At 49.4% G+C, this 19241-nt stretch carries 24 protein-coding genes; 7 read left to right on the top strand and 17 right to left on the bottom strand.

All coding sequences use genetic code 11. The features are described 5' to 3' along the window. Positions 1-19 precede the first annotated feature (19 nt). The 3 genes from FZD51_RS15730 to FZD51_RS15715 all read right to left on the bottom strand — a co-directional run bounded on the left by FZD51_RS15730 (position 20) and on the right by FZD51_RS15715 (position 2211). Entirely contained in the window at positions 20-301 is a 282-nt protein-coding gene (locus tag FZD51_RS15730; RefSeq protein ID WP_148975644.1) for a YwdI family protein, read from the bottom strand. Between the two features lie 475 nt (positions 302-776). After that, positions 777-1451, bottom strand: coding sequence for a uracil-DNA glycosylase (locus tag FZD51_RS15720; protein WP_148975642.1), 675 nt, complete (start codon positions 1449-1451; stop codon positions 777-779). Further along, a complete protein-coding gene (locus FZD51_RS15715) occupies positions 1435-2211 on the bottom strand; it encodes a DUF4230 domain-containing protein (RefSeq protein ID WP_262380934.1) in 777 nt (258 codons plus the stop codon). The genes FZD51_RS15720 and FZD51_RS15715 overlap by 17 nt, the downstream gene beginning before the upstream one ends. Before the next feature lie 177 nt (positions 2212-2388). On the opposite strand from FZD51_RS15715, the gene FZD51_RS15710 reads away from it, so the two are divergent. Further along, positions 2389-2712, top strand: coding sequence for a YflT domain-containing protein (locus tag FZD51_RS15710; RefSeq protein WP_148975640.1), 324 nt, complete (start codon positions 2389-2391; stop codon positions 2710-2712). A 97-nt stretch (positions 2713-2809) separates the two neighbouring features. Here the strand turns inward: FZD51_RS15710 and FZD51_RS15705 are convergent, their stop codons facing one another. The 10 genes from FZD51_RS15705 to FZD51_RS15660 form a co-directional block, all read right to left on the bottom strand. Beyond that, positions 2810-3829 carry a ThiF family adenylyltransferase gene (locus FZD51_RS15705; RefSeq protein WP_148975639.1) on the bottom strand — a complete coding sequence of 340 codons (1020 nt, stop codon included), beginning with the start codon at positions 3827-3829 and terminating at the stop codon, positions 2810-2812. Positions 3830-3842: 13 nt separating this feature from the next. After that, positions 3843-4073, bottom strand: a complete 231-nt coding sequence (moaD, locus tag FZD51_RS15700; protein WP_148975638.1) for a molybdopterin converting factor subunit 1 — start codon at positions 4071-4073, stop codon at positions 3843-3845. Then, a complete protein-coding gene (locus tag FZD51_RS15695) occupies positions 4066-4530 on the bottom strand; it encodes a molybdenum cofactor biosynthesis protein MoaE (protein WP_148975637.1) in 465 nt (154 codons plus the stop codon). The genes moaD and FZD51_RS15695 overlap by 8 nt, the downstream gene beginning before the upstream one ends. 71 nt (positions 4531-4601) lie before the next feature. Next, positions 4602-5198, bottom strand: coding sequence for a molybdenum cofactor guanylyltransferase (gene mobA, locus FZD51_RS15690; RefSeq protein ID WP_148975636.1), 597 nt, complete (start codon positions 5196-5198; stop codon positions 4602-4604). A gap of 534 nt (positions 5199-5732) precedes the next feature. After that, positions 5733-6467, bottom strand: coding sequence for an ABC transporter permease (locus tag FZD51_RS15685; protein ID WP_148975635.1), 735 nt, complete (start codon positions 6465-6467; stop codon positions 5733-5735). A gap of 1 nt (position 6468) precedes the next feature. Next, a complete protein-coding gene (locus FZD51_RS15680; protein WP_187445787.1) occupies positions 6469-7176 on the bottom strand; it encodes an ABC transporter permease in 708 nt (235 codons plus the stop codon). Next, complete coding sequence (locus FZD51_RS15675; RefSeq protein WP_148975633.1) at positions 7176-8087, bottom strand: ABC transporter ATP-binding protein; 912 nt, start codon at positions 8085-8087, stop codon at positions 7176-7178. Before FZD51_RS15675 ends, FZD51_RS15680 begins: the two co-directional genes overlap by 1 nt. Before the next feature lie 58 nt (positions 8088-8145). Then, the gene (locus FZD51_RS26230; RefSeq protein WP_187445786.1) at positions 8146-8505 is read right to left on the bottom strand and encodes a hypothetical protein; all 360 of its coding nucleotides are present in this window, start codon (positions 8503-8505) and stop codon (positions 8146-8148) included. 138 nt (positions 8506-8643) lie between these two features. Then, a complete protein-coding gene (locus FZD51_RS15665; RefSeq protein ID WP_148975631.1) occupies positions 8644-10023 on the bottom strand; it encodes a HAMP domain-containing sensor histidine kinase in 1380 nt (459 codons plus the stop codon). After that, positions 10020-10691, bottom strand: coding sequence for a response regulator transcription factor (locus tag FZD51_RS15660; RefSeq protein WP_187445785.1), 672 nt, complete (start codon positions 10689-10691; stop codon positions 10020-10022). The genes FZD51_RS15665 and FZD51_RS15660 overlap by 4 nt, the downstream gene beginning before the upstream one ends. Positions 10692-10837: 146 nt before the next feature. On the opposite strand from FZD51_RS15660, the gene pdxK reads away from it, so the two are divergent. The 3 genes from pdxK to bshB2 all read left to right on the top strand — a co-directional run bounded on the left by pdxK (position 10838) and on the right by bshB2 (position 12835). Next, complete coding sequence (pdxK, locus tag FZD51_RS15655) at positions 10838-11674, top strand: pyridoxine/pyridoxal/pyridoxamine kinase (protein ID WP_148975630.1); 837 nt, start codon at positions 10838-10840, stop codon at positions 11672-11674. A 126-nt stretch (positions 11675-11800) separates the two neighbouring features. Continuing rightward, the gene (locus FZD51_RS15650) at positions 11801-12148 is read left to right on the top strand and encodes a YojF family protein (RefSeq protein ID WP_148975629.1); all 348 of its coding nucleotides are present in this window, start codon (positions 11801-11803) and stop codon (positions 12146-12148) included. A 21-nt stretch (positions 12149-12169) separates the two neighbouring features. Continuing rightward, entirely contained in the window at positions 12170-12835 is a 666-nt protein-coding gene (bshB2, locus tag FZD51_RS15645; RefSeq protein ID WP_148975628.1) for a bacillithiol biosynthesis deacetylase BshB2, read from the top strand. 56 nt (positions 12836-12891) lie between these two features. Here the strand turns inward: bshB2 and FZD51_RS15640 are convergent, their stop codons facing one another. Further along, on the bottom strand, positions 12892-13335 hold the full coding sequence (locus FZD51_RS15640; RefSeq protein WP_148975627.1) for an SRPBCC family protein: 444 nt from the start codon (positions 13333-13335) through the stop codon (positions 12892-12894). Between the two features lie 179 nt (positions 13336-13514). On the opposite strand from FZD51_RS15640, the gene FZD51_RS15635 reads away from it, so the two are divergent. The 3 genes from FZD51_RS15635 (at position 13515) to FZD51_RS15625 (ending at position 16004) form a co-directional block, all read left to right on the top strand. Beyond that, positions 13515-14246, top strand: coding sequence for an ABC transporter ATP-binding protein (locus FZD51_RS15635; RefSeq protein WP_148975626.1), 732 nt, complete (start codon positions 13515-13517; stop codon positions 14244-14246). Continuing rightward, positions 14243-15271: an ABC transporter permease gene (locus FZD51_RS15630; protein WP_148975625.1), complete on the top strand. Its 1029-nt coding sequence runs from the start codon at positions 14243-14245 to the stop codon at positions 15269-15271. The genes FZD51_RS15635 and FZD51_RS15630 overlap by 4 nt, the downstream gene beginning before the upstream one ends. A 79-nt stretch (positions 15272-15350) precedes the next feature. Next, a complete protein-coding gene (locus FZD51_RS15625) occupies positions 15351-16004 on the top strand; it encodes a TetR/AcrR family transcriptional regulator (protein ID WP_148975624.1) in 654 nt (217 codons plus the stop codon). Positions 16005-16444: 440 nt separating this feature from the next. On the opposite strand, the gene FZD51_RS15620 is transcribed toward FZD51_RS15625, so the two are convergent. From FZD51_RS15620 to FZD51_RS15610, 3 genes are all read right to left on the bottom strand, one after another. After that, positions 16445-17530 carry a PQQ-dependent sugar dehydrogenase gene (locus FZD51_RS15620; protein ID WP_187445783.1) on the bottom strand — a complete coding sequence of 362 codons (1086 nt, stop codon included), beginning with the start codon at positions 17528-17530 and terminating at the stop codon, positions 16445-16447. A gap of 69 nt (positions 17531-17599) precedes the next feature. Continuing rightward, positions 17600-18466 carry an HAD family hydrolase gene (locus tag FZD51_RS15615; protein ID WP_148975623.1) on the bottom strand — a complete coding sequence of 289 codons (867 nt, stop codon included), beginning with the start codon at positions 18464-18466 and terminating at the stop codon, positions 17600-17602. A 62-nt stretch (positions 18467-18528) separates the two neighbouring features. Next, on the bottom strand, positions 18529-19191 hold the full coding sequence (locus FZD51_RS15610; RefSeq protein WP_148975622.1) for a DNA alkylation repair protein: 663 nt from the start codon (positions 19189-19191) through the stop codon (positions 18529-18531). Positions 19192-19241 lie beyond the last annotated feature (50 nt).

Here is a 19241-nt window from a genome sequence, read left to right as displayed (position 1 = left end):
TCACCTCTTCAACGACTTCTTAAAAGTCGAAAATTGAATCTCCGTTCGCTTCATTTTCCATATTCATCTTTCTGGGCTGCTGGATTGAAGCCAGCGGCACGCTTTCCTGTACAGGCTGGGGAATATAAGTTGCAGCCGGGTGCACCGGCTCTGAACTCGTCTTCTCACCTTCCAGAAGCAGCTCGCATAAAGCCTTTATGGAATATACCCGTTCCCGGATCCTTTCCTCAGAAGCGCTTGATTTGGCACCCTGCAGCTCCTTTTCAATCTTGGCAAGCAGATTTCCAACAGGTATCTGCATACTGTTCACCTCTTTTTCCTAAATCTCTACAGCTCCATTTTCGGCAGCAGGCACCCATGCTATTCAGCCAGCCGAAATTACTTGGACTTTTCTTCAAACTTAAGGCAAGGATGGCCCGAAGCCCTTTCAACCGCTTTGGACGGAAGCTGCCTTCCTTTAAATTGAAACGCCCTGCACCCTTTCGGAAACTGCCGGTCCCATGTCACGTAGAAATGCTTGCATTTAAAGCAATTAGCTTGATTGCTGTTCAATCCTGTCATCCTTTGCTGAGTCTTATTTCTAACTCATTTGGCTATCGGTTTCTATTTTACATGACTTGTACCCATTATACATCCTAAAACTCTGACAGTTCTTTGAATAGAGAAAGGCGGAAGCGCATTGTCCACGTTATTTTATACTTGTCTATTAAAAAATGCCGTCAGCTTTCGACGGCATTCTTCTATGCAATTTCCGTTCCACGTGAAACATGCCGGAATTAGAGATCTGGTATCTGCCAGTCTATCTCCTCTTCCCCATTATCCTTCAGAATCTGATTGGTTTTAGAAAAGTGATGGCTGCCAAAAAATCCTCTTCTTGCTGATAACGGGCTGGGGTGGACTGATTTTAGGATAATATGGTGCGGATTATCGATCAGCTTGGCCTTTTCCTGGGCGGGCTTCCCCCAAAGCAGAAATACGACCGGCTTTTCCCTTTCATTCAGCAGGGCAATCACGCCATTGGTAAAGGTTTCCCATCCCTTGTTTTTGTGGGAATGGGCTTCCCCCTCCCGCACGGTCAAAACGGTATTCAGCAGCAGGACACCCTGCTCCGCCCAGCCTACCAGATAGCCGTTATCAGGTATTTTGCAGCCAAGGTCTTCATGAAGCTCCTTGAAGATATTCCTTAAGGAGGGGGGAATCCTGGTCTGCGGCTTGACCGAGAAGCTCAAACCATGGGCCTGTCCCGGTCCATGGTAAGGATCCTGCCCCAGGATGACCACTTTGACATCCTCATAATCGGTATACTTCAGGCTGTTGAAGATATCCTCCCTGGCCGGATAGACCGTCTCGCTCGCATATTCTTCTTCCAGGAATCTTTCCAGCTCCTGAAAATACGCTTTTTCGAACTCCTCTTCCAGAAGCTCGCCCCAGCGGTTATTTAATAGCTGCATCTGAATCCCCCTTATAGCTGACAGAGGCCTCATAGCCAAGCCTGCCAAAAAATTCGCTGATTGTTTTTTCTGCGTTTTTCTCAGCAAGTTCAAGAATCCCCTGGTCAATCGCTTCCGCCTCTACCAGTTCCTTTGCCTCCGCTGCAAGGCTGTATGCCTCATCCCAGTTCACATCATCCCGAAAAATGCCGGAAGCTGAAAAGGTTTGGACATGCTCCAGATCGAGCGACGGCTCCTGGAGGATGCTTGCCTTCGGAAGGGAAACTTCAATCCTCTTATCCTCTTCCGACACCTTGATATCCTTTTCTCCAACCTGCTCAAGATCGACCCCTGCCGTTACCGTTCCCGGGACAATAAGCAGAAGCTTGCGCTTTGTCCCCGGCAGATCCGTTTCTATCTGCCTGCCAAACAGTTCATTGTCCTCTTTTTCAATCACGGCCTTCACGAGCGCCTGTGATGATGCCAGCGTGGACAGGCCCCGTACCTGTTCTATAAAACTCCCTTTCTCTTCTTGAGCTGATGACCCTGTATAAAAATAAAAGATTCCTGCTGTAAGCAAAATTCCGATCATAATTAGCGACAATAAAAGCAGCGCGATTTTCCAGCTCCACTTCCTGAATCCGTAGCGCAAAAACCGTGAAAACGTGAACGCAACCCCGCTGCCTTCAAGAGCGGCGGCACTTGCAGCCTGCTTGCGGGAAGTTTTCAGTTCCTTCATAAGCGCCTCCATCTGTTCTAATACTTCCTGTTCTTTTTTCAATATCTCCGCTCCTTTTCTATACCCGTTCGTTTCCATTATAAAATGGGAACTGCCTTTTTTGTAAAATTTTGCTGAAACAGCATATATAAAGTTTGAAGTTTAAGGATGGAAAAAAAGGATAAATAAAAGAATAAGCGGACAGGCACATTGTCCAAAAAATTAGAGGAGGAATACTTCATGTATAAAATTGAGGTTTGTGAAAACGGCGTACAAGCAACGGATACTATTAAGACTTTAACGGCAGAAGGCTATGAAAAGGACAATATCTTTATTTTTGCGCATGACGAAAACCGCTCCGAAGATTTAACGGATGCTACCAACACAGGCAGCGTCGGCATGAAGGAACAGGGCTTATTTGATTCTGTCGGCAATATGTTCAATAAGCGCGGCGACGAGCTCCGTAATAAGTTTGAATCCTTAGGCCTTTCTAAGGTTGAAGCTGAGCAATACGAAAAGGTTCTTGATGAAGGCAAGCTTGTCATCGTAGGTTCCAACGAATAATAAAGAAGATCAGCCAGCCGCTCCGGAGCTTCTCCCGGGGCGGTTTTCTTTTTGAAAAAAAGAACCCCTCTGCAGCCGGGCAGAGGGGTTCTTGCATTTAACCGAGCAGCCGCTGGTAAATGGACTTGGCATGCGCCTCATCCTTCGTGCCATGTATGAGCGCCCGTCCATCACTGAAAAAGACGGCCCTTTCGGCACCAAGCTCGGCAGACAGAAGATACGGATTGCCCTTTACTTCATAGCCGAGCCGGCCAAGCTGCCCTGCCAGCCCTTCAAGATCCAGGTCCCGCTTACCGGGCGGGCGGATCTGGACTGTATCCCGGCCGCAGAGTACGGCTGTCCTGGTCCGGTTATCCAGCTCCAGGTAAGGATAGGTCCTTTCAGCCCCGCATGAAGGGCAGCCCGGATCCTTGGCTTTGGCAGTCCCCATATTTGTATACTGGCTGTGCCAAAGATCGAAGCTGACAAACGAAGTCCTGACAGCGCCCCAGTCTTCTGCCAGGATTTTCAGCGCCTCTGCCCCCTGATGGGCTACAGTCATCTGGACGGCCGGTCCGATGATGCCCCCTGTATCACAGGTAAGCCCCTGAAGCGGAACAGCTTTCAGAAGGCAATTCAGGCAGGGGGTCTTGCCCGGGATCACGGTAAAGCTCATTCCGAAGCTGCCGACACAAGCCCCGTAAATCCAAGGTATCCCGAGTTTTTGCGACAAATCATTGATGACCATTCTCGTTTCAAAATTGTCAGTGGCATCAATCATCAGATCAGTTCCAGGCGCAAGCTCGGCCAGCAAGGAAGGGTCTGCATCCCCGACAATGCAGCTTAAGCTGACGGAAGAATTTATTTCCTTCAGCCGCCTTTCTGCCGCCTTCGCTTTCGGCAGCTTTTCTCTCGCATCTTTCTCTGCATAAAGCTGCTGCCTCTGAAGATTGCTTTCTTCCACATAATCTCTGTCAATGATTGTCATACTCCCGGCACCGGCACGGATCAGTAGCTCTGCACAGCCTGAGCCCAGTGCCCCGGCCCCGATGATCAGGACATGCTTCCTGGCAATCTTCTCCTGTCCAGCTGAGCCGATTCCGGGAAACAGCGTCTGGCGCGAATATCTTTCGTCCAACCTATTCCCCTCCTCAGCCGCCGCTGACCGGCGGGATGAAAGCAATGACGTCTCCCTCTTTGATCAGCTCGTGATCCAGGGCGAACTCTTCGTTCACTGCTGTCATTACGGTTTCCAGATTAAGGTGATAGGCTTCGGTTAACATGGCTTTCAGTTCATTGATCGTCTTCCCCGCAGCCTCGAGCTCTATTTCTTCCTGTCCTGTACTTTCGCGCAAATGGGCAAACAGTTTGATTTTATTCATCCAGATCCTCCTTTTGCGGACGGCCAGCCGGATAAGATACGGTTTCAAGCTGGTTGCCGATCCATTCTTCCCCGTCCTCCCAGTGTTCCTTTTTCCAGATAGGGACTATCTCCTTGATTCTTTCGATGGCATAGCGGTTCGCTTCATAGGCATCCGCCCTGTGCGGAGTTGATACAGCAATGACGACGGCTATATCGGTAATATCCAGCCTGCCTGTCCGGTGGGTGATGGCTGCCTTCGCGCCTGCCCATTTTTCTTCTATTTCATGGCCGATCTGCTCAAGCTTCTTCACTGCCATTGGCTCGTATGCTTCATACACTAGATACAGGGTTTTCTTGCCGCCCGTCAGCTCCCTGACCGTCCCGATAAACACCGTGACCGCCCCTGCATTCCGCTGGATGACTTTATCAGTGACAGCCTGCACATCAATCGGTTCTTTTGATAATTCAAAATCCATTTTCTCACCTCTTAGGATTCTCGAAGTTTTTATCTATATAGAATAGCAGGATTGGCTTCCCATTCCCAATGTTAAGATTCTTTCCCGAGCATACGCTTAGCCTGCTCGTATTCAGAAGGATGGTTCATATTGAAAAAACAGGCTTCCTCACCCTCCCAGCCTTTTTCCAAAAGCTCTTTCTCTGATAAAATCCGGCTGTCCACTGTTAGCAGATTCCTCATTTTACGGTCGCCTGCCTCCAGCATTTCCTCTGCCCTCCGGTATAACCCCTTGTGATAGGCACCGAACAAGGGGTGAAGCTGCCCGGAGATTTTCGGGACAGCCGCCTGGCATTCGCCCAGCTCGTTTAAAAGGATGCTGCCAAGCCCGGCTGAAAGAAAGGGCATATCACAGGCTGCGACAAGATTATAGTCTGTTTGCGACTTTTTCAGTCCTGCATGGAGTCCGGCAAGCGGCCCTCCGTCCTGATAGAGGTCACCAGCCATCGGGCAGCCGAGAAAATCGTAGTCTTCCGGGGTGTTGGTGACAATGATGATACTCTGGACTGTCTTTTTCAGCTCGTCACGCACCCGTTCAATGACCGTGATTCCCTCTAAGGTCATAAGCGCCTTATTCTGGCCCATCCGGCTTGAACGCCCGCCCGCAAGGATGATTCCTGTTGCTTTCATGCAGCAGCCTCCTTTTTGGTATCTGTATCTATTGTAGCTTTCTTGATGGCGGAATAATAGGTATTGGGAAAAACATCCATGGAGGGGTGTAAAAAGAGTTTAGTGGCGACAGAGGAAAAAAACTGCGGAAAATAAGAAGTTGCATAAAAAGTTTTAGGAAATCTGCTGTTTGGAGTGCAAGGCACGCAGACTCCTGCGGGAGATAGCGGCAGGGCTGAGACCCCGCACCGCGGAGCGGGAGGAGGCTCAGCGCCGTCCCGCGGAAAGCGAAGTGCCTGGAACGGAAAACAGCAGCCCCGTTATGATGCAGACTTGTCCAACTAACTTTAGGAAACCTGCTGTTTGGAGTGCAAGGCACGCAGAATCCTGCGGGAGATAGCGGCAAGGCTGAGACCCCGCACCGCGGAGCGGGAGGAGGCTCAGCGCCGCCCCGCGGAAACGAAGTGCCTGGAACGGAAAACAGCAGCAAAGTTCTCAAGACTAAATTTTTTGATCCGGAAGATCTTACTTAATTTTTCTACACAAAGCTGATGGCTAAATCTCCTTGCGCTGAAAGTACGTCAATCCTGATAGGAAAAACAGGATGAAGCCGCCGAGGATGACGATGAACAGTGTTTCCATGGAGGCATTCAGTGCACCGAATTCTTCTCCCATCCGTGGGATCATGGTCAGAAACGGCTGTGCCCATGGATAGAACGGGCCGTAGGTTTCTGAGTTGGCTATCAGAATGTTTGGGAGTGTAAAGACCACATTGATGGCCAGCGGAGCGGCAAAGCTTGACCATGCGGATGAAACAAACATTTGCAGGGCCGCGACCGGAAGGCAGGCAACCCATCCGCCGGCTATGCTTTCCAGGATGATTTTCCACGGAATCGGTGCATCGAATCCTTTCAGCTGTGCGACCAGCAGCAGGCCGCCTAAAAAGAGCAGCTGGGAAACAGCGATCAGACCCATGACAAGACTGAATTTGACGATATATACATTCCTCCGGGATACCGGCAGTGACAGCAGCTGCTTCCAGCCTCCGCCCAGATGCTCATAGCGGCAGACAAATGCAGAGAATACACCGGTCAAGAGCGGCAGGAACAGCAGCGCATGGACGAATGCCATGCTGCTGAGGGTGTAGAGCCATTGAAGCTCCCCTTCCATCCCAGGCACATCAGCTTCGGCAAAGCCAGCCAGAGATGCCAGAAGGGGGCTTATAAAGATAAGCAGCCAGACAGAAGACTTTCTTAGCTTCAGCCATTCAGAACTTAATAGATTGAACATGCTATTTCACTTCCTTTCTGGAAAAATCGATCAGCCCGGTCAAGTAGACTGCGATGCCGAGCAGGACGCCAGCCAGTGCCGAATAAAAAGGACCGCCCCAGCTCTCAAGGAACAGCCATTTCAGCGGGACCCAGTCGGGAAACTTCACGGAAAACAGGGCCAGCACCGTCGCCAGGATGCCGGCCGTCAGCGGGATGGCCTGATTTTTCATGGTGATGGAAATCCATAACTGCAGCGCAATGAAAGGCATCCCAGCCAAATAAGGAAAGAACACCGATTCCGCCAGATGAAAGAAGGGAATGTTTGTGCCAAAGCCGAGGATCAGTCCCAGAATGATCAGCCCAACGAATAGCAGTACACAGGAAATAAACAATAAGATGGCTGCCAATAGAAACTTGGAGGTAAATACCTTTCCTTTAGAAACCGGAAGGGCCAGGAGCTGCTTCCAGGCATTTGTCTGATGCTCAATATTGGCAATCATGCTGGTGACCAGCGCAAGCCCGAGCATGATCGCAGGGATGCTGAGGAAGCTGGCTTCACCGATCAAGCCTTTCCATAAATCTTTTGCATAAACTCCTGTCAGATACTCATAGCGGAGCCCGAAGTTGACCGCTTCAAGAGCGACAACGCCAAAGGGGCCGAGAAAAACGAGAAACAGGATCATTTTTCTTTTGATTTTCAGAAAGTCGGCGGAAAGCATGTTCATCATCAGAGGCTTCCCCCTTCTCCTGTCAGCTCCAGGAAAATGTCCTCAAGCGTTTTTCGCTGCTCCTGGACACGGTATACAGAAACATCATGGCGGACCAGTGTTTCCACAGCCGCTGCCACCTGGGTGTCTGTCCCGTCCAGCAGCAGATGTTCCCGCTCTTTTTCTGCCTGGATGCCGTTTGACAGTAGCGCTCTCCAGGCCTTTTCTGTGTCATTGACTAAGATGCTGATCTGGCTGTTTGCCCTCTGCCTGAGAACATGGATCGAATCCTGGAAAATCATCGACCCTTTTGAGATGATGCCCACCTGTGTTGCCATCTGATCGATCTCGGACAATAGATGGCTGGAGACGAGGATGGTCATCCCATGCTGTGCCGGCATGCTTTTGATCAGTTCGCGGATCTCAAGAATGCCTGATGGGTCCAGTCCGTTCGTCGGCTCGTCCAGGATCAGCAATTCAGGGTTCGCAAGCAGGGCGGCGGCAATTCCAAGCCGCTGCTTCATCCCAAGGGAAAAGCCTTTTACCGGACGCTTTGCTTCCTTTGATAAGCGGACAATGGCCAGCACTTCATCAATCCGCGATTTTGGCACCTCGAGAATCCTGCGGAGAGCCTCAAGATTTTCGATGGCGGTCAGATGTCCGTAATAGGATGGATATTCAACAAGGGAGCCGACTTTGCGGAGGATCTGCAGCTTCTCTTTTTTCAGGTCCTTGCCAAAAATCTGGATGGATCCGCCCGTCGGCCTGGCCAGCCCGAGCAGCATCCGGATCGTCGTCGTTTTGCCCGCACCGTTCGGGCCGAGGAAGCCGTATATTTCGCCTTTCGCCAGACGCAGGTCCACATTTTCAACCGCACTCCGTTTCCCGAATTTTTTCGTTAAACCATTCGTTTCCAAGATTAATTCGCTCATTTTCTTCACCTCGGAACCATTTTATCCCGGGAAGGTTAAGCTGGGGGTGGGGGGAAGTTTAAATTTGGTTTAAAAAAAGATGGATGTAGGCTGCATTTGATGAATTTCTTTGAAAAATTCCATCTATCTTAGTAGCAGCTGGCGCCGATATGCATGATTTCCGGCTGATTCCACCCAAATTCAGCGTTTTTCTACCTAAAATTTCAATGATTCGCCCTAAAAATGAAATGATTCGCCCTACTTTTTTGGTTATTCGACCTTTCATACAATTTTTTCCATTTTCCAAGAAAAGCGACTGACCCTTTATAAATATTTTTATCGCTTCGAACTTCGTCTGTTGATTTCCGTTCCAGGCACTTCGCTTTCCGCGGGGCGGAGTTGAGCCTCCTCGCGCTTGCGCGCTGTGGGGTCTCAACATTTCCGCTATCTCCCACAGGAGTCTTCGTGCCTTCCACTGCAATCAACAAGGTTTTTAAATTTGGATTGTTTCCTATCGCCTCAAAATTTTAAAAAACAAAAAGAGTCCAGATGAAATCATCTGAACCCTCCTCAATATTTATCCATCCTTATGCCCTATTCCCGAATCCCCCTTCCTCCCAATCACCATCTCCGTCCCGCCGCTGCTGCTGTTAATTTGAAGGTCAAAATCCATCTCCTTCAGCATGAGAGCAGCAATAGAAAGCCCGATGCCGGCGCCTTTTCCAGCCGACTCTCCTGTCATTCCCGGACCTTTATCCTTAATCAGAAGGATTTCCTTTTCCGCATCCAGCAGGACACCGGCATATTTGCCCTGGGCGGCGTGCCGGAGGATATTCTGAAACAGATTGTCGAGGATGCGGTTCATCCATTGCCCGTCTATATCCCAGTAGATACTCTTGTCCGGCAGCTCGATATCAAGCTCGAAGCCTTCATTTTCAAAAACAGGATACCAGGCGGCTGCCGAGGTTTTTACGAGCCGGACGATATCGGTTTCTTCCGGATTGTATGGATACTTGCCTGAGGTTAATAGTGTATAGGAAAGCAGGTTTTCGATCAGCTGGCCGAGATAGCTGACTTTATTGTCAATGAGTTCGAGAGATTCCCGGCCTTTTTCGGAAGTGATTTCTTTTTTCAAAGAATAGGCATGGCCCCTGATTGTTGTCAGCGGTGTTCTGAGGTCATGGGACAGATTGGCGATCAGCTGGCGCCTGAGCTCTTCTTCTTCCCGCTCCCGCTGCCTGCCTGTTTCAAGCTGGTCGATCATCCGGTTAAAAGCCCCTTCCAGCTGGCCGATTTCATCCTTCTTTTCAATGGCAATCGGCAGGGGGATCCCTCCGTCAGCCGGCTTGTCCATAGCCTCCTGTAAACGGAGAAGCCTCTGGCGGATCCTGTAAAAGAAAATCCATGACACAAAAAGAAATAGTCCAAGCACGGCAAAGGTGGCAATAAGATAATAATAGTCATAGCTTCTGCTTACTTTTTCCCATTCTGTGTCCATTTCTCCCCGGGGCACCTGGATGACCATGAACCCTTCGGATTTCCTGGACCCGATGAATGAAACGACGGTATAAGGATCAGCTTCAAGGCCCCGGTTCGTCTTCATGAAATCTATTGTGTACAGCGGGTCCCACTGGGCAGGGACCTTAATCTGCTCAGGAAGCTTCAGCTTTGTGCTCCCCTGTCCGTCGACCCAGAAGATGCTTGCCTTATTGTACTTCTGCTTCAGCTCCCGGAGCCTCTCATTGATTTCCTCATCCGTCCTGCCGCCGAGCTGCTCCCCTTCTTTCTTCCACATTGATTCCATGCCCTCGCTGTCTTCGTAGAGGTTCGGGTCATGCTCCTGCATGGAAAATGGGATATGGAACAAAACTGAAACGAGCGGAAATGTGATTGGCATGAGCACCAGCGCCAGCAGGATGATGAGCAGATATCGGCCCTGCAGTGATTTTGGCTTCATTGCTTCACCCTGTAGCCGATGCCCCGGATGGTTTCCAGGATGGCAGGCGAGCCCGGGTTTTCTTCAATTTTTTCGCGCAGGTAGCGGATGTGGACCATCAAGGTTTTATCACCGTCCATATAGGGCTCCCCCCAGACTGCCTCATAAATCTGCTCTTTTGTGAGAATCTGGTTCGGATGGCGGAGCATGTACATGAAAATCTGATGCTGCTTGCCTGTCAGGATGATCTCTTCGCCGCTCCTTGTATCGGTGATCCGGTTTTCCCCAGGGCTGACTTCGAGATGGCGAAGCCGAAGCTGGCTCTGTTCCGGTTTCCCGTATCTTCGGAGCAGTACGTCGACCCTTGCCGCCAGCTCTTCCGGATGAAATGGCTTTGTCAGGTAATCATCAGCAAACTGCAGGCCCTGCAGCTTATCATCGACAGCCGTCCGGGCCGACAGCATCAGGATGGGGATTCCTGGAGCATCCTTCTTAAGGCGCTGGCCGACTGTAAAACCGTCAAGCCCCGGGAGCATCACATCAAGGATGACCAGGTCCGCCGTGGCCGCTGACTGGGCTGCTCCCTCCCCTGACTGCAGCCAGTCGACCGAGTAGCCTTTCTCAAGGAGATAATCTTTCGTCCATTTGCCGATTTCTTTATCATCTTCGATATATAGGATGTTCTTCATCTTTATCACCGCTCAATCTTCTATTTCTGTTTTTATCATAGGTAAATTTTGGCGAAAAGAAAAGGGGTCCCTGCAATTCGTTCCAATTGTACTGAGATATAATATTGTTATAATCATAATTAGAACAATAATGGGAGGCGCATGACATGACTATGAAGAAAGTACTTACGATTGCTGGATCGGATACGAGCGGAGGAGCAGGCATCCAGGCGGACCTGAAAACATTCCAGGAGCTCGGTGTGTATGGGATGACTGCACTGACAACGATTGTCACGATGGATCCGAAAGACCAATGGCATCATCATGTACATCCGCTGCCGATCGAAACGCTGAAGGCGCAGCTTGAAACCATCCTTTCTGTCGGCATCGATGCCATGAAGACCGGCATGCTCGGAACGGTGGAAATCATTGAGCTGGCGGCAAAGGTAATGGATGAAAATAAATTGGGCAATACAGTCATTGACCCTGTAATGGTCTGCAAGGGCGAAGATGAAGTATTGAACCCGGAGACCACTGACGCGATGAGGGAGCTTCTTCTTCCGCGGGCAACAGTGGTAACGCCGAACCTGTTTGAAGCATGGCAGCTGGCACAGACCGGGCCGATCCGCACCATTGATGATATGAAGGAAGCAGCAGCCAAAATTCATGACATGGGTGCGAAGTATGTATTGATCAAAGGCGGCAGCAAGCTGAAGCATGAAAAAGCGGCTGACCTCCTATACGACGGAAAAGACTTCACCCTGTTTGAAAACGAGCTGATTGATACTGTTTATACACATGGGGCAGGCTGCACCTATTCTTCTGCAGTAACAGCAGGGCTTGCGAAGGGCCATAGCGTGACAGAAGCTGTCGAGACCGCGAAATCCTTCATTACAGAAGCGATCCGTCATGGGTTCCGCCTTAACGAGTATGTGGGTCCTACGATGCACGGTGCTTATCGCAGCAATGGCTCAATCGAAAAAGCCGAGGGCCGGAAAATCTGATAGCGGAGGAAAAACTGCCGCTGCTTAAAAGGAATGTGGAAGCGCCGATTTCGCTTTTCCATTCCTTTTTTAGTAAAATAATCTCATTCAAGGAACAGCAGCATTGAGCTGAAAGGAGGCATATATATGAAGCCTGTCGTAAAAGAAGAGGTGCAAAAGGAAATCAGCCGGCTTGCCGGAAAGAACGTTTTTGTTCACCTCGAAACCACAAATGGGGCATACGCATCCCATTTTGATGAGTCTTTTTTCTCTGCCGGAGCCTATATCCGAAACGCATCCCTCAAATATGAGCTCGGAAAGATCACCGGGGACGGCCCGTTCAGAGTCGGTTTGAAAATGGAATTCGGCTGGGTGTATGCAGAGGGCATCACCCATTTTGAAGTGGATGAAATCGGCCGCCTGCTGATGGCCGGCCATGATAACGGCGGAAAGCTTGCTGTGGCTCTGCAGATCAGTGAGACTCCGTTTGAATAAATGTGAAAGGAGAAATAGCTAATGGATAAGGAAAGACATGTACTCGTCATTTTCCCGCACCCGGATGATGAAGCGTTTGGCGTGTCAGGCACGATTGCTTCCCATGTCAACGGCGGGACCCCTGTTACATATGCATGCTTGACGCTTGGCCAGATGGGGCGCAATCTGGGTAACCCTCCTTTTGCAACGAGGGAGAGTCTGCCGCTGATTCGCCGCAAAGAATTGAAGGAGGCTGCCCGCGTCCTGGGGATCCAGGATTTGCGGATGCTCGGCTACCGTGACAAAACAATTGAATTTGAGGATGAAAAATTGCTCACCGACCACCTTTTCTCCATTGTAGAAGAAGTGAATCCGTCACTGGTCATCTCCTTTTATCCGGGATATTCGGTTCACCCGGACCATGATGCAACAGGGGCAGCTGTTGTCAGAGCGCTTGAGCGCCTGCCTGAGCAGGACCGGCCGAAGCTGCATTGTGTGGCATTTTCCAATAACTGCGTCGATGAGCTTGGTGAAGCGGATATTCTCAATGATGTCAGTGCCGTTGTCGACCAGAAGCTTGCTGCCATTAAAGCGCATCTTTCCCAGACGCAGCTGATGGCTGCCCAAACCGAGGAAAAACTGAAAAATAAAGACCCGCAGGCTACAGCCTGGATTCAGAATGAGCGGTTCTGGACTTATAAATTTTAAAATCGGATAGCAAGAGCCACCATATCCATTAAAAAAAGAGCCCCCGGGCTCTTTTTTTAATCTTCATCCCCCTGCAGCATCTGCTTCAGATAGGACAGCTGCCTGCCATCTTCTTTTTTAATAATCTTTACGAGCATTGGCTTTGTCAGGGACATGATGAAGCCGGATGTGTGGATATTGGCTTCGAGCTCCACCTGCGTGCCTTCATCAATTTCCGTGAATGTATAATCATACGTGACAACCAGCCCATTGGAATTGCTTTTTGCTGTATAGGACCTGTCCTGTTCAAATTGTGTATATTCAATTTCAGCCTTGACCTTCTTGCCCCTGATCATCCTTGTTTCAATGAATTTCGTCGATGGCCCGATCGGACCGTCCGTGGCCTTTTCCATCTTGACGACATTCGGCATAATTTCAGGCGCGTTGTCCGGGTTGGTGGCGTATTGGAAAACTTCTGCTACTGGTCTTCTTATAATGACAGTTGATTTAAAATCAGCCATATTCTGCACCCCGTTTAAAAGATTTGCTGGTACAGAAAACATTATACCTTTTTCAGGGATTGGAGTCAGGTTTAAATTTACCCACCCTTTGTGAGTGATTACTCACTTTACAAAATTATGAACACACTATAACATTAAGTGAGTAATCACTCACAAATTTGAAAGAGGTGATTTTTTTCATGAAAAATCAAACTCCGCTCGTTTCAATTAAAAATGTCAGCAGGAGATTCGGAAGCCAGGATGTTCTCACCGGTCTCAACCTGACTATTCATCAGGGGGAAATCTACGGACTGCTCGGTCCATCCGGTGCAGGCAAAACCACCCTGATTAAGCAAATTGCCGGACTGGATATTCCCAATGCCGGGGACATCACGATTTTCGGCGAAAAGGTTCCATCTTTAAGCCTTTTGGAGAGGATCGGCTATATGGCCCAATCAGATGCTCTTTACGGCGAGCTAACGGCTGCAGAGAACCTCAGCTTTTTTGCTTCCTTATACGGCCTGAAGGGGTCCCGCAAAAAAGAGCGGATGCAGGAATCCATGCAGGTTGTCGGGTTATCTGAGCATATGGATAAACTTGTCTCCAACTATTCCGGCGGGATGAAAAGACGGCTGTCGCTTGCCATTTCCCTTCTTCATGAACCGGAACTCCTGATTCTTGATGAACCGACGGTCGGGATCGATCCCGTTCTGCGCCAAAGCATCTGGTCTGCCTTTCAGGAGTTGAAGCAGAACGGCAAGACATTGATCATCACCACCCATGTCATGGATGAGGCCGAAAAGTGCGACAGGCTCGGGCTGCTGCGGGATGGCAGGCTGATTGCGTCAGGCAGCCCGGCAGAATTAAAAGCGGAAAAGGATGCAAGCACAATTGAAGAAGCCTTTCTCGCCTATGGAGGTGAACAGCAATGAGGCTGACTGCATTGGTTATCAGGATTTTAAGGCAATTTTTACGCGATAAACGGACAATGGCACTTATGATTCTCGCTCCGATCCTCATCCTGACGATGCTGCATCTCGTCTTTAACGGAGAAGATTATAAACCTGAGATCGGGCTGGCCGGCATTCCGCAAGAATGGTCCGAAGGGCTTGAGTTCCAGGATGCAGCCCTGACTGAATATGACTCAGCTAAGCAGGCAGAAGCCGACCTGAAGGAAGGAAAACTGGATGCCTATCTGTCCATGAAAAATGGGACACCAACGGTCAGACTGGAAGGAAGCGATCCCGGCATAAGCAGGGAAGCGGCACAGGAAATCCAAGAAGCTTTCAAGCAGCTTCAGCCCGGCGGCCAGGAGCCCGGCCTGGAAATCAGCCAGCTGCACGGCTCACCAGATATGGGACAATTCGATTACTTCGGGCCGGTTCTGGTCGGCTTTTTTACCTTCTTCTTTGTTTTCCTGATTGCAGGCGTTTCGTTTTTGCGGGAAAGGACTACCGGCACGCTTGAGCGGCTCCTGGCCAGTCCTTTGAGGCGCTGGGAGATCGTAGGAGGATATATTGCAGGCTTCGGCATTTTCACCATGCTCCAGGCAGGCATCATTGCCTCTTTTGCCGTTTATGTGCTTGATATGAGAATGGAAGGTTCTTTCATTTATGTGCTGCTCACTGTCCTGCTGCTTTCCTTGACAGCTCTTACACTCGGCATCTTTTTATCTGCTTTTGCCAATAATGAGCTCCAGATGATCCAGTTCATCCCGCTTGCGGTCGTGCCGCAGATCTTCTTTTCCGGGCTGTTCAACCTGGAGACGATCTCCGGCTGGCTCAGCTGGATCGGGCCGCTGACACCGCTCTATTATGCTGCGAATGCTTTAAGGGATGTGATGGTCCGGGGATATGGCTTTGGGGATATTTATCCGGATCTTATTGTCCTGGCTGGATTCTCTCTCGCCTTTGCCCTGCTCAATGTCCTTGCCCTGAAAAGATACCGCAGGATCTAGCTGTTTTTCTTTTCCTCCGGATATGATTTATAATGGCTTTATCAGACAAGGTGAAAACCTATCGTATAAGGAGCAGATTATGCCTGAACAAGAATCCCTGATCTATTATCTATTCGGAGAACAAGCCGGACTGACAGAGAAGCAGAAAAGCATCCTGCTTGCGGCCATTCAAATGTTTTCAGAGAAAGGCTTTTCCGCAACATCGACAAGTGAGATTGCCAAATTGGCAGGTGTGGCGGAGGGCACGATTTTCCGGCACTACAAAACGAAAAAAGATCTTCTGCTGGCCATTGTCGAGCCAATCATGAGCGATCTGGTGGCCCCCTATCTCATTCAGGACATCGAGCAGGTGCTGAAGCAGCGCCCGATCCGCTATGAGGACTTCCTCCGTTCCCTGCTTGACAACCGCATTGCCTTTTTAAAGAAAAACCTGCCGATTTTTAAAATATTGATACAGGAAATCCCTTTTCATCCTGACTTGAAGAAACGATTTATTGAACAGATTGCCGAAAAGGTTTTTCAGCAGTTCATAAAAATTGTGGAATATTATCAGGAGCAGGGCCAGATTATACCTGATATCCCGCCAAAAAGCATTGTGCGGATGACTTTCAGCGCCTTAATCGGCCACCTGGCTATCCGCTATTTGTTCCTGCCCGAGGCAGAGTGGGATGATGACGCCGAAGTGGAGCGGACCATCCGTTTTGTCATGAACGGCCTTTCTCCCCTATCATAGGAAAGTGATAGAAAAATAAGGGGAGCTTTTACTCTTAGTGCAGATTAAAAGTGGTTTTTAGAGAAAATAAAGGGAGTTTTTCCCTCTATACAAAGAAAATCTATCTTTTTTCACGTTTTCAAGTCAAATAAGAGGAATTTCTCCCTCTATATAAGAGGTTTTCAGTACTATTCGCTAAATAAGGGCAATTACTCCCTCTATAAATATCCATTTGCAGGAACCTGGTTTCTTTTGTTTAAGCATCCAAAAGTTTAAAGGGAACCGGGCCGTTCAACTATTCAGCAATTAAGTGCGCTAATGAAAAACTTTGTTAAAGTAAAAAGCTTGGGATATCCCAAGCTTTTTTGTTTCCCATGCTATATATGTTACGTAAACGTCTATTATTTGGACTGTTCTCTCCACATTATCTGAACTATTTCCCCAGTGAGCCTGCCTCTTTTCTATTCTGATAGCCGGATTTTATACAGCTTATCATCGTTTGGCCCGGGGTTGCCGCGGCCATCCGTATTATTGCTGGCGAAATACAGGACATCATCTGATAGCAGCACATCCCTGATCCTTCCGGCACCGGTGATGATTTCCTTTTGCTCTCCTGACTCCAGGTTGAATTCAAGAACTGCAGTACCCCTCAGCGCAGCCGCATATAGCTTGCCGTCCTTGATGGCAATGCCGGATGGAGCCCAGGTATTGTCTTCCCCTGAGGTGAAGAGCGGCGTTTCCATGCCTTCCTTCTCTTGCTTGCCCTGGATGACTGGCCAGCCATAGTTTTTCCCGGCCTCGATCCGGTTGATCTCATCATTGGCGGATGGCCCGTGCTCAGAGGCATAGAGAGTGCCGTCTTCAGCCCAGGCAAGCCCCTGCGGATTGCGGTGGCCGTAGCTGTATACATACGATCCGGCAAATGGATTATCGTCGGGAACCGTTCCATCCAGATTCATCCGGAGGATTTTGCCGCCGAGGGAATCCAGATCCTGGGCGATTTCCGGATCGGCTGCCGCGTCGCCCGTGGTAGCATAAAGCTTGCCGTCAGGGCCGATTTTCAGGCGGCCTCCATGATGGTATTGCCCGCTCGGAATCCCATCGAGCAGCAGCCTTGTTTCCTCCCAGGCATCATCCGTCTGCTTCAGCACGACGATCCGGTTCTGCTGTACAGACCCTTCTTCATACGTATAATACGCAAAGGCTTCTCCAGAGCTTTCAAAATCCGGGGAAAGGACAAAGCCTAGCAGGCCGGCCTCTGAAGCTTGTGAGAGTTTCTTTTTCAGGCGGACCTCCTGCCTCTCCAGGCTGCCTTCTTCTGCTTTTACAATGCTCCCTGTCCTTTCGGTCATATAAAAGGTGCTTCCTGCCTTGTCGATTGACCACGGGGTCTTCAGATCGGCCGCGAATTCCTCCGCCTCCGGCACGGCTGAAGCCGCTTCCTCGCTTTCCTGCTGCCTCGGCTCTGTCTCATTCGATTTGTCTTCTGCCGAGCAGCCCGCTGCTGCCAGCAAACCGAGCAGCATGAATAAGGCTGATTTTTTCACAGTATCTCCGCCTTTCAGTTAAAGGTTTCAAAACGTCCAAAAAACAGGCCGGTTCGTGCCGTCATTTCCTTATGCCTTAAGGGCATCCAGGATTGCTTTTGCCACTCCGCTTTCTTCATTGGTCAGCGTCACAAAGTCACACTGTGCCTTGATGATTTCGTCTGCATTGCCCATGGCGACAGACCTGCCCACCCGTTTGAACATAGAAAGATCGTTATAGTTATCGCCTATTGCCATCGCATCCTGGATGCCTGTCCCGCTTTTTTCAAGGAAGGCTTCAAGCGCAACGCCCTTTTGTGCTTGTTTGCTTGTCAGTTCCAGATTTTCCTCACCGGAAGAGCTGATGACGAGCCCTTCGTCTTCAAGCGGCAAAAGGGCTTCCTTTGCCGCTGCGAGCCTTTCAGCGTCGAATGAGAAGGCAAGGAGCTTATAAATTTGATGCTCTGTATCATCAAAGAGGATATCGTAGCTGTCCACCTTCTGGACAAGCCCTTTTGTGAACCTTTCCTCTGCTGCCTTCATGACTTCATCCACATCCGCTTCAGGGTTTCCACTCATGAAGATGTCAACGATGATAGAGACGCCTTTATCGGCATCAATCGTGTATGTGCCTTTGTTTGTGTACACTTCAAAATAAACGCCATTTTGCAGGAGTGCCATGCCGGCTGTCCTTGCCGTCGATTTGTCGAGCGGATTGCTGGCTATGACTTCTTTATCGATGGACCTTACTTCAGCCCCATTGACGCAGATCATCGGGCAGCGGATCCCCGCTTCATCGAGGACAAAGTTTGCCTCAAAATAAGACCGCCCTGTGGCGATGACCACTTCCACCCCTTCAGCCTGAGCCTTCTGGATCGCTTTCTTGTTTTCTTCTGTAATCTGCTGGGTTGCGGTCAGCAGTGTCCCGTCCATATCAATCGCGATGCATTTCACCATGATTTCTTCACCTACTAGAATTGTTTTTTAAATCTATGTAGCATTCTATCAGTTTTTCCTTCTTACTTTAAATATTTGCTACCCTCACGGATGCTCAAGGGTGCGAGCGAAGTCTTGCTGATAAAGCTTCTGACTGACTCCGGGTTTGTCTTGCTGTACTCCCTCAATGCCCAGCCGATTGCTTTTTGGATGAAAAATTCTTTGCTTCCGGCGTTCTGGCTGATGAATTCATACAAGATGTCTTCACTTGTATTTTGCTTGTACCGGAGCTGAAAGATGATGCTTGTCCTTCTCAGCCACAGATGGCTGCCATATGCCCATTCCTTCACTGTCTCCTCAATGGTTTCCGGATGAGCGGAGGCAATATGGCCGACAGGATGGGCAGCCAATGTATCAACAGTATCCCACCAGGGTTTTTCTGTAATCAATCTCTCCATAAATAGCATGTCCTCTTTTACAAGCTTCTTCAAGGAGCTGAGGATATAGTCACAGGCTGCATATTGATATTCTCTTTCTTCCTTCTTCCATAGCTTCGAAACCAGTTCATTCTGAAAGGGCTCCCTCAGGATACCGGTTTCTGCAAAAAATTCCTTTGTCAGCTTCCTGCGCTCCGGTGTCCTTATTCCCAGGAACGGGAAGTTGTCTTTCATATATTTTCTCATCGGCACTGCCTGCTCAGCATTCCTGTGCAGGATGAATTTTTCTTCGAGATGCTTGAGATACATTCCATCCAGCTCCTTGTGAATTCAGATTTTTTGCTAAATAGGTTGCTAGC

It is taken from the genome of Bacillus infantis, from assembly GCF_008180445.1.
GTDB classification, from domain to species: Bacteria; Bacillota; Bacilli; order Bacillales; family Cytobacillaceae; genus Bacillus_AB; species Bacillus_AB infantis_B.
Note: the sequence above shows the minus strand (reverse complement) of the source record. Positions and strands in the feature narration are given on the sequence as shown.

What these genes read in the sequence shown, in the direction of transcription:
- FZD51_RS15730 (WP_148975644.1), bottom strand. Translation starts at nt 301, where the DNA reads ATGCAGATACCTGTTGGAAATCTGCTTGCCAAGATTGAAAAGGAGCTG.
- FZD51_RS15720 (WP_148975642.1), bottom strand. Translation starts at nt 1,451, where the DNA reads ATGCAGCTATTAAATAACCGCTGGGGCGAGCTTCTGGAAGAGGAGTTC.
- FZD51_RS15710 (WP_148975640.1), top strand. Translation starts at nt 2,389, where the DNA reads ATGTATAAAATTGAGGTTTGTGAAAACGGCGTACAAGCAACGGATACT.
- moaD (WP_148975638.1), bottom strand. Translation starts at nt 4,073, where the DNA reads ATGAATAAAATCAAACTGTTTGCCCATTTGCGCGAAAGTACAGGACAG.
- FZD51_RS15695 (WP_148975637.1), bottom strand. Translation starts at nt 4,530, where the DNA reads ATGGATTTTGAATTATCAAAAGAACCGATTGATGTGCAGGCTGTCACT.
- mobA (WP_148975636.1), bottom strand. Translation starts at nt 5,198, where the DNA reads ATGAAAGCAACAGGAATCATCCTTGCGGGCGGGCGTTCAAGCCGGATG.
- FZD51_RS15685 (WP_148975635.1), bottom strand. Translation starts at nt 6,467, where the DNA reads ATGTTCAATCTATTAAGTTCTGAATGGCTGAAGCTAAGAAAGTCTTCT.
- FZD51_RS15680 (WP_187445787.1), bottom strand. Translation starts at nt 7,176, where the DNA reads ATGATGAACATGCTTTCCGCCGACTTTCTGAAAATCAAAAGAAAAATG.
- FZD51_RS15675 (WP_148975633.1), bottom strand. Translation starts at nt 8,087, where the DNA reads ATGAGCGAATTAATCTTGGAAACGAATGGTTTAACGAAAAAATTCGGG.
- FZD51_RS26230 (WP_187445786.1), bottom strand. Translation starts at nt 8,505, where the DNA reads ATGTTGAGACCCCACAGCGCGCAAGCGCGAGGAGGCTCAACTCCGCCC.
- FZD51_RS15665 (WP_148975631.1), bottom strand. Translation starts at nt 10,023, where the DNA reads ATGAAGCCAAAATCACTGCAGGGCCGATATCTGCTCATCATCCTGCTG.
- FZD51_RS15660 (WP_187445785.1), bottom strand. Translation starts at nt 10,691, where the DNA reads ATGAAGAACATCCTATATATCGAAGATGATAAAGAAATCGGCAAATGG.
- pdxK (WP_148975630.1), top strand. Translation starts at nt 10,838, where the DNA reads ATGACTATGAAGAAAGTACTTACGATTGCTGGATCGGATACGAGCGGA.
- FZD51_RS15650 (WP_148975629.1), top strand. Translation starts at nt 11,801, where the DNA reads ATGAAGCCTGTCGTAAAAGAAGAGGTGCAAAAGGAAATCAGCCGGCTT.
- bshB2 (WP_148975628.1), top strand. Translation starts at nt 12,170, where the DNA reads ATGGATAAGGAAAGACATGTACTCGTCATTTTCCCGCACCCGGATGAT.
- FZD51_RS15640 (WP_148975627.1), bottom strand. Translation starts at nt 13,335, where the DNA reads ATGGCTGATTTTAAATCAACTGTCATTATAAGAAGACCAGTAGCAGAA.
- FZD51_RS15635 (WP_148975626.1), top strand. Translation starts at nt 13,515, where the DNA reads ATGAAAAATCAAACTCCGCTCGTTTCAATTAAAAATGTCAGCAGGAGA.
- FZD51_RS15630 (WP_148975625.1), top strand. Translation starts at nt 14,243, where the DNA reads ATGAGGCTGACTGCATTGGTTATCAGGATTTTAAGGCAATTTTTACGC.
- FZD51_RS15625 (WP_148975624.1), top strand. Translation starts at nt 15,351, where the DNA reads ATGCCTGAACAAGAATCCCTGATCTATTATCTATTCGGAGAACAAGCC.
- FZD51_RS15615 (WP_148975623.1), bottom strand. Translation starts at nt 18,466, where the DNA reads ATGGTGAAATGCATCGCGATTGATATGGACGGGACACTGCTGACCGCA.
- FZD51_RS15610 (WP_148975622.1), bottom strand. Translation starts at nt 19,191, where the DNA reads ATGTATCTCAAGCATCTCGAAGAAAAATTCATCCTGCACAGGAATGCT.